The 7,988-nt window shown below is 64.2% G+C and carries 9 protein-coding genes; 1 reads left to right on the top strand and 8 read right to left on the bottom strand.

Annotated elements, in window-relative coordinates; genetic code table 11:
• Together istB and istA are read right to left on the bottom strand one after the other, a co-directional pair.
• The coding region (gene istB / locus AC52Q4_RS10270) for an IS21-like element helper ATPase IstB (protein ID WP_495536706.1) at positions 1-615 on the bottom strand (615 nt) is incomplete at its 3' end.
• Positions 612-1,685, bottom strand: coding sequence for an IS21 family transposase (gene istA / locus AC52Q4_RS10265; protein WP_495536705.1), 1,074 nt, complete (start codon positions 1,683-1,685; stop codon positions 612-614). The genes istB and istA, both read right to left, overlap by 4 nt.
• Before the next feature lie 86 nt (positions 1,686-1,771).
• On the opposite strand from istA, the gene AC52Q4_RS10260 reads away from it, so the two are divergent.
• Positions 1,772-2,317, top strand: a complete 546-nt coding sequence (locus tag AC52Q4_RS10260) for an aminotransferase class III-fold pyridoxal phosphate-dependent enzyme (protein ID WP_495536704.1) — start codon at positions 1,772-1,774, stop codon at positions 2,315-2,317.
• A gap of 395 nt (positions 2,318-2,712) precedes the next feature.
• On the opposite strand, the gene AC52Q4_RS10255 is transcribed toward AC52Q4_RS10260, so the two are convergent.
• The 6 genes from AC52Q4_RS10255 to AC52Q4_RS10230 all read right to left on the bottom strand — a co-directional run.
• The gene (locus tag AC52Q4_RS10255; RefSeq protein WP_495536703.1) at positions 2,713-3,549 is read right to left on the bottom strand and encodes an SDR family NAD(P)-dependent oxidoreductase; all 837 of its coding nucleotides are present in this window, start codon (positions 3,547-3,549) and stop codon (positions 2,713-2,715) included.
• The gene (locus AC52Q4_RS10250; protein WP_495536702.1) at positions 3,537-4,238 is read right to left on the bottom strand and encodes a GntR family transcriptional regulator; all 702 of its coding nucleotides are present in this window, start codon (positions 4,236-4,238) and stop codon (positions 3,537-3,539) included. Before AC52Q4_RS10250 ends, AC52Q4_RS10255 begins: the two co-directional genes overlap by 13 nt.
• 42 nt (positions 4,239-4,280) lie before the next feature.
• The gene (locus AC52Q4_RS10245) at positions 4,281-5,312 is read right to left on the bottom strand and encodes an ABC transporter ATP-binding protein (protein WP_495536701.1); all 1,032 of its coding nucleotides are present in this window, start codon (positions 5,310-5,312) and stop codon (positions 4,281-4,283) included.
• Complete coding sequence (locus AC52Q4_RS10240; protein ID WP_495536700.1) at positions 5,309-6,301, bottom strand: ABC transporter ATP-binding protein; 993 nt, start codon at positions 6,299-6,301, stop codon at positions 5,309-5,311. Before AC52Q4_RS10240 ends, AC52Q4_RS10245 begins: the two co-directional genes overlap by 4 nt.
• Positions 6,298-7,128, bottom strand: coding sequence for an ABC transporter permease (locus AC52Q4_RS10235; RefSeq protein ID WP_495536699.1), 831 nt, complete (start codon positions 7,126-7,128; stop codon positions 6,298-6,300). Before AC52Q4_RS10235 ends, AC52Q4_RS10240 begins: the two co-directional genes overlap by 4 nt.
• A gap of 57 nt (positions 7,129-7,185) precedes the next feature.
• Positions 7,186-7,988: ABC transporter permease (locus AC52Q4_RS10230; protein WP_495536698.1), on the bottom strand; the 803-nt coding region annotated here is incomplete at its 5' end.

The raw sequence follows: 7,988 nt of genomic DNA, 5'->3' as shown, positions 1-7,988 counted from the left end.
GTTCGACGTCAGGATCATGGACCCTTTCTCGTAGCGCTTGGCGATCGCCTGAAAGAACAGGTTGGCCTGCGCCTGGCCGAACGGCAGATAGCCGATCTCGTCGATGATCAACAGGCGCGGATTGCCGACGGCGCGATGCAAGACCTCCTTCAGCCGGCCCTGGCGATGCGCCGTCTCCAGCATCAGGATCAGGTCCGCCGCCGTCTGGAAGCGCACCTTCCAGCCGCGCCGCGTCGCCAGGATGCCGTAGGCGATCGCCAGATGCGTCTTGCCGGTGCCCGACGGGCCGAGCATGACAATGTTCTCCGCCCGCTCGAGAAATGCCAGGCTCGCCAGTTCCTGGATCTGCGCTTTCGGCGCGCCGGTGGCGAACGTGAAGTCGTAGTCTTCCAGCGTCTTGATCGCCGGAAAGCCGGCGGTCCGCGTCAGCATCTCGGCGGAGCGCACGCGTCGGGCATCGCGTTCGGCGCGCAAGACCTCTTCGAGGAAGTCGGCGTAGGTTGCGTCTTCGCGCTTGGCGGCGGATTGGGCAATGGCGCCATAGAGATCGGCGATCGCATTCAAGCGCAGGTCGCGGGCCAGCACGCCGATACGGTCATGTTGGAGATCACTCATGGCGAGACCTCCGGCGACGTCTCGAGCGCTATCGCCGGTGACGCCGGTGACGCCGGTGACGGGATGAGCTCATCGTACGCGCTGAGCGGATGCTGGTGGCCGCGCGCCTGCATGGCTTGCCGAGGCTTCGCCGCAGCAGGCCGTTTGCCGCGATACGGTGCCGCCAGCGGCTGGAGTTCCGCTCGTTCGATCACGAGACGTTCGGCCGGCACCTCGCCGGTCGTTGCGTGAACGCGGGCGTTGGCCACCTCACGCAGCCAGACCGTCACTGCCGCGTTGGCGGCATCGGCGTCGGGCGCAAGACCCGTCTGCCGGCAGGTCGCAACGAACGGCACCCAGAAGCTGCGCTTCAGATAGCCGACGAAGCGCTCGACCTTGCCCTTCGTCTTGGCCCGGTACGGCCGGCAGAGGCGCGGCAGCGCGCCGACGTGGCGGGCATAATCGAGGAAGCCGGGATGGAACCGGTGCACGCCCCGGCCGTAGGCGTTGCGCTCCAGGACCACTGTCTTCATGTTGTCGTACAGCACTTCCTTCGGCACGCCGCCCAAGGCGTCGAAGGCGCGCTCGTGGCAGTCGATGAGCGTCTCGAGCTTCTCGTCCGCGCAGAACCGGATGAACGTCGCACGGCTCCAGCCGAGCGTGGCGATAAAGACTTTGAGTTGGTCACTGCCGTGACCGACTGTCGCCCAGTCCGCCTGCATCTGGCGTCCCGGCTCGGTCTCGAAGCGCACCACCGGATCGGGCTTGGGCTCGGGCCGAAGACCGCGTACGAAATCCTTCACGCGCGTCAGGCCGCCCTCATAACCACGCGCCTTGATCTCGCGGAACAGGACGGCCGCCGGAATGACGTCCGGCGCCGCCGCCTTCATCCGCGCGACGATGTAATCCTTGAACGGGTCGAGCTTCTCGGGCCGCTTGGCCGCCGGTTTGCGAACCGCCGCCTGCGCGCCACCGCGCACGTACCGCCGCACCGTGTTACGCGACTTGCCCGTCGCCTCCATGATGCCGCGAATGCTCATCCCGTGCTTCGCCAAAACCGTGATCTCCATCCGCTCCTCCACGCTGATCATCGCTCCCCCCTTCAAGGAAGAAGCAGTTTGCGGGGTGGGTCAGATTCGTCCCGCCGCACGGGTCAGTTTTGCACCGCCGGTGACAAGTGCCCCTGATTGTCGACGAGGTCTTTACCGGCTTGGGACGGACGGGCCGGATGTTCGCCTTCGAGCATGCAGGGCTGTCGCCTGACATCTTGATCCTTGGCAAGAGCTTTGGCGGCGGGCTGCCGGCTGCCGCAATTGCCGGGCGGTCGGCGTTACTGGAACGGTGGCCCGACGGCGCGCAGTCCTCGACATTTCAACTGCATCCGGTGGCGGCAGCCGCTGCGGCGGCGTTTGTTCGGGAACTCCGCGACGGACACGTTCTCGAGCAAGTGCGCGTCATAGAGGAGTGGCTGCGCGATGGCGTCGAGGGTCTCGCGAGCGGGGACATTCGGGCCACTCGCGTGCTCGGTGCTTTTGGGGTCGTGGAGATGCAAACACCGGAGCGCGCGCGTGTTGTCCGCAACCGGGCGCTTGAGCAGGGTCTAATCACGTGGGGTTGTGGCAAAGCGGGCGAGGCCATCGGTCTCGTACCACCGCTTGTCGTTGCCCAAGCCGAGGTCGAGCTTGCTTTCGGGATCATGCGGACGGCAATCGTGAATAGCTGACCTCGGCATCGTGAAAACCCTGCTCCGGCAGCCTTGCCGCAACCGGAGCTCAAATGTCAAATCTGGACCTGCCCCGATTTTGTGAACACCTGACCATTTGGGTTTTGGGAGTTCACGGATGACGAGACGACGACCACCTTATCCCCCCGAGTTTCACCGGCAGATGGTGGAGCTGATCAGGGCCGGGCGTACGCCGGAGGCGCTTGCGCGCGAGTTCGAGCCGAGTGCCCAGGCGATCCGCAACCGGGTCGCGCAAACGGAGCGCGACGAAGGCCGCCGCGCGACCGCGCACGACCCTGCTGACTGGCCTGCCCTCGAGCGGAGCGGCCTTCACCGCAGCATCGCCAACATGCGCTCGGGCACAGCCTCCCCGCCCGGAGCCCGAAGACTTCCCGTTACACGATGTCACGCGCGTCGTTCAGCGAGAAACGCATCGATACACCACCGTCCACGGTCAAAGTCTGACCGGTGATCGAGCGCGCGCCCGAGCCGGAGAGAAAAGCGACGGCGTCGGCGATATCTTCGGGCGCGACCATGGACCCTAGCGGGTGAAGCCGCTGAATGCGGGCAATCTCGGCGTCGATGTCCTTGCCGATGTGCGCCAGGGAGCTGCGCAGCAGATCGGTTTCGACAAAGCCGGGTGCCACGGCGTTGACGCGAACCCCCTCCCCGGCATGGTCGAGCGCAAGCGCGCGAACCAGCCCTGAAATCGCTGTTTTGGCGGTGATGTACGCCACACGCCCCCTGGTCGTCGTATGCGCCCAAATCGAAGAAATGCAGACAATGCTGCCGCCGCCGGTCCGCGCGAGGTGCGGAAGCGCGGCCTGGCACGCCGTGAACATCGCCTTGAGGTTGAGATCCAGGCACCGGTCCCAATCCTCGCCCGACAGCTCCAGCGCCGTGCCGCGCACCGGCATGCCGGCCGCACAGACCAGAGCCCTCAGGCCCCCGCCCGCACCGGCGGCATGATCGAGCGCCGCCACCAGCCGCGCCGGATCGCAGACATCCACCTGTTCGCCGTGCACGTCGAGAGACTCTGCCCCCGCCGCGCGCTCCAACTCGGCAACGCTGGCCGCGGTCGAACCGCAGGCCCGCACCCTGTATCCCTCACGCGCAAGCCGGAACGCGATGGCGCGGCCGATACCGCGCGTCCCCCCTGTGACGTAAGCGACCGGCGGGGAGACGGATCCGGCCTTGCCGTCGGTGTCTCCGGCATCGGTCACCGCACGCACTGCTCGTCTTGCAGGCAGGCGGCCTGATCGTAGAGCACGACTACCTGCTGAATATGTGCGCGCATGGCCGATTCCGCGACCATGGTGTCGCGGTTGAGAATGGCATCGAGAATGAATGCATGCCCGCGGAATGCCTCCTCCACCGACGGCGCTGCACGCCAGTAATGCGCGTTGATCACCAGAACCTTGTCGTGGATCGCCTCGAGTTGCTCGCAGATCATCGGATTGCCGCAGAGCCTTGCAATCGCGCGATGGAACTGGTTCGCGTACTCGTTGAATGAATCGTAGTCGTTTTCCAGATCGAAGTTGGGATAATTCTCGAGCTGACAGGCAATCAGATCGAGACTCTCGTCACTTGCGTTCTCGATGCAGAGCCGGTTGGCCATTTTCTCCAGCGCCTCGCGGAGTTGATACAGATGACGCACCTCGTCCACCGAAAACGACTTGACCTGCAACTGCCGGCCGGCCTTCTCGATAAACCCCTCCTGACGCAAACGGAAAAGGGCCTCGCGAATGGGCGTCCGGCTCGCGTCGTACGCTTCACTCAGCGCGATTTCGTGCAGCACCGTCCCCGGAGCGAGCCGCTGGCCGGAAATGTCGCGGCGCAACCGGTCATAAACACGCTGGCTTTGCAGGATGTGCCTGCCCTCGCCATGTCGCCCGTCGTCCTTGTTCGAAAAATTGCGCATCGGCTTTCACTCTCTCCGCTGCGGCTTCACGCCAAAGCCGGGTCAATGCACTGCGTCGTCCGCCGTTTCTGCCCCACTGGCCGGCGCGAGCGTGTGCTGCCACCGATAGCACCCCACGGTATGGCCCGGGCTGACCACTTCCGTCGCAGGGTGACGCTGGCTGCAACGCGCGTTGCGATGTGAGCAGCGCTTGTAGAACCGGCAACCCACGCGGTCGTCCTCGCTTGGGTTGAACGACTCCTGCGCAAGCAGCGCACCCGCACCCCCCGCCGCACCATCGTCAATGGTGGACAAGAGCGCCTGGGTGTAGGGATGCCGGGGATTTGCGAACAGCTCCTCGGTCGGTGCAACTTCCACCATCTTGCCGAAGTACATCACCCCGATACGGGTGCAAAGATATCGCGCCACATGAAGATCATGCGCGATGAACAGGATCGTCATGCCGTACGCACTCTGGATATCCTTGAATAGGTTGAGGATCTGAGCGCGCACCGAAACGTCGAGTTTGGATACGGCTTCGTCGGCCACCAGAAAACTCGGCTCCAGCGCCAGGGCCCGCGCGATTGCAACGCGCTGCAATTGCCCGCCGGACAGCTCATGCGCATAGCGCCTCCGGTAGACCGGCGAAAGCCCGACGCGGTTCAGGATCTCGTCGACCTTGGCGTCCACCTCCCCAGCCGGTACCATGTTGTGCAGCCTCAGGGGCGTCCCGACCACCTCGGCGATCCGCTGGCGCGGATTGAGTGAGGATAGCGGATCCTGAAACACGGTTTGCAGCTTGCGCCGAAAGGGTCGCAGCTCGCGCTCGGAGAGCTGTGAAATATCCCGTCCCTCGAAATCGATCGTTCCAGAGATTGTATCGACCAGCCTGAGAACCGCCTTTCCGAGCGTCGTCTTGCCGCTCCCTGACTCCCCGACCAGCCCGAAGATCTCGCCACGCGCAATCGACAGGTTGACGTCGTCGACAGCGGTAATGTGACCGGGCCTGTCGGACAGCACCGCATCCAGCCCACCCCGCACGCGAAACCGCACGACCAGTTCACTGATGTCGATCAGGGGTGTGTTCTCGGTCATTGCTCACCTGCGTAGAGCTGGCACCGCACCGAATGCCCCTCGGAGGAATTTCGCATCGGCTGGGCCTGCTTGCACGCTTGGCTCGCGTACTCACAGCGCGGCCGGAACCGGCATCCCACTGGCAGCGAGTGCCAATTGGGCAGCTCACCCGGGATTTCCCGCAGCCGCTCGACCCGCCGCACCAACTCGGTGGCAGTGCGCACCAGCCCTTGGGTGTAGGGGTGCCTGGGTGCCTGAAGGATCTGCGTGGTATCGCCCACCTCCACGATCTGCCCGGCATACATCACCGCAATGCGGTCGCACAGCTTGGCAGCGACCGACATATCGTGCGTGATGAAGATGAACGAGGCCCGCGTTTCGTCCATCAGGTTCCGGAACAGCTCGATGATCTGGTGCTCCACGATATTGTCGAGGTTCGTGGTCGGCTCGTCGGCAACCATGAGCGCCGGCCGCATCTGCAGAACGAGCGCGACGAGCGCACGCTGCAGCATCCCGCCGCTAAGCTGGTGCGGATAGTTGCGCAGCACCTGCTTGCCGTGCGGAATTCCGACGCGCTCGAGCACTGATACTGCCGCCTGCCACCAGTCATGCCGACCCCCGTAGCGCTCCTTCTGCTCATCGGCAACCCGCCGTGTCACCTCCCGGAAGTGCCAGCCTATCGTCTTGACCGGATTGAACGATCCGACCGGATCCTGAAAGATCATGGCCAGCCGCCGCCCCCTCAGACCTCGAAAGCGCGCCTCGGGCCAGTCGCCGATCTCCTCTCCATCGAAACTCAGACGATCCGTACTGACCTGCGCATGCTGGGGCAGGAGCCGCAAAATAGACATGCACGTCACCGTCTTGCCCGAACCGGACTCGCCGATGATGCCGAGCACCTCGCCGCGGCGCACGTCCAAATCGACACCTTCCACGACCGGAACCGTGACATCGCCCTGCACGAACCCGGCGTGAAGATTTCTGACCTCGAGAAGATTAGGCGCGCTCATTCGCTCCTCTTGCGCAGGCGCGGATCGACCATGTCACGCAGGCCGTCCCCCAGCAGGTTGAGACCCAAAAGCGCAAAGCACACGGCAAGTCCCGAAAGCGTCAGAACCCAGGGCGCACGGCGAAAATATTCCTGGCCGTCTGCCATGATCACGCCAAGCGACGGCGTCGGCGGCTGCACCCCCAGCCCCAGGAAACTGAGTCCCGCCTCGATGATGATGCCGAACGCGATACCGATGCTTGCCTGTACCATGAGCGGGGCTGCGATATTGGGCAGGATCTCGCGTGCCAGGAGCCGCAGCGACGGCTGGCCCATCACCCGTGCGGCCTGGACATAGGGTTCGCTGCGCACCGCGAGCGTGAGATTGTGCGCGAGCCGCGCAAAGATCGGCAGATAAACCAGTGCGATCGCGATACTGACATTGACCACGCCAAAGCCGATGATGACCATCAGGAACAGCGCCAGCACGAAGGCGGGGAACGAAAACAGCAGGTCCATGATGCGCATGACGATCAGGTCATAGAACTTGCCGAAATAGGCCGCCGTCATCCCGATGAGCGCACCGAGCACGAGCGCCATCGCCACGCCGGCCCCGCTGATCAGAAGCGACACCCGCGCGCCATAGAGAACCCGTGTGAACACATCGCGCCCGAACGAATCCGTGCCGAACAGATGCGACCAGCTCGGCGGCTGCAGCACGGTGGTGAACGACATCTTGGTCGGCGAATACGGTATCACCTCGGCCACGACGATAACCGCAAACAGCACCAGGGCCGTGATCACCACTCCGCTGATGGCGGTGAAGCTCGAGCGGAATTCATTCCACATGCACGCACCTCCCGCTCGCGAATTCTCCTGCGGCCGCGCCCGACGCCAATACCGTCATCAGCGTGTCCTCTTCGGATCGAGAGCAGCACAAGTGAGATCGACGGCAAGATTGACCGCCAGCACGATCGCCAGAAAGATCACCGTGCACGCCTGCACGACCGGATAGTCACGGCCAAAGGCGGCATCGACCATGAGCGAGCCGATTCCCGGCACGCCGAAAACCCGCTCGACCACCACCACACCCCCGAGGAGGTAGCGGACCTGAAGCCCCACAACCACCACGTAGGGGATGATCGAATTGCGGAACACGTAGTGCCGGAACACAAAACTTTCCGCGAAGCCGAACGATCGCGCCACGGTGACATAATCGCGCCCGGTGTTCTCCAGAAGCGCCGTGCGCAGTGTCCGCGCAAACACCGCCGCCATAGGCGCCGCGATCGCGAGCGCGGGCAGAAGTCCCGTGACGAGCGCGCCGCCCAGGGAGTCGAACGGGCTCGTGAAACCGTACGACGGAAGCCATCCCAGATTGAGCGCAAAGAAGAAAATCAGCACATAGCCGAGCCAGAAATCCGGCATCGACACCCCCAGCGCCGCCACCGAAGTGGAGACGGTGTCGACGATCCTGCCGCGCCGGATTGCCGCCAGCGAGCCGATCGTCAGAGAGATGATGATCGCGAGCAAGGTCGCGTAAAGGCCGACGAATATCGTGTTGGGCAACCGGGCGGCAACCAGCTCGGTGATCGATACGCCACCCGCGATCGTCAGCGACCGCCCGAGATCACCCGTCAGCAGCCCCCCAAGCCAGAACACGAACTGCACGGTCAGCGGCGCATCGAGAATGCGCTCTGCCCGGAATTTCG

The organism is Nitrococcus sp., assembly GCF_059432795.1.
Note: the sequence above shows the minus strand (reverse complement) of the source record. Positions and strands in the feature narration are given on the sequence as shown.

Coding starts and splice junctions, on each gene's coding strand:
- AC52Q4_RS10235 (WP_495536699.1), bottom strand. CDS start 7,128: ATGTGGAATGAATTCCGCTCGAGCTTCACCGCCATCAGCGGAGTGGTG.
- AC52Q4_RS10240 (WP_495536700.1), bottom strand. CDS start 6,301: ATGAGCGCGCCTAATCTTCTCGAGGTCAGAAATCTTCACGCCGGGTTC.
- istA (WP_495536705.1), bottom strand. CDS start 1,685: ATGATCAGCGTGGAGGAGCGGATGGAGATCACGGTTTTGGCGAAGCAC.
- AC52Q4_RS10250 (WP_495536702.1), bottom strand. CDS start 4,238: ATGCGCAATTTTTCGAACAAGGACGACGGGCGACATGGCGAGGGCAGG.
- AC52Q4_RS10245 (WP_495536701.1), bottom strand. CDS start 5,312: ATGACCGAGAACACACCCCTGATCGACATCAGTGAACTGGTCGTGCGG.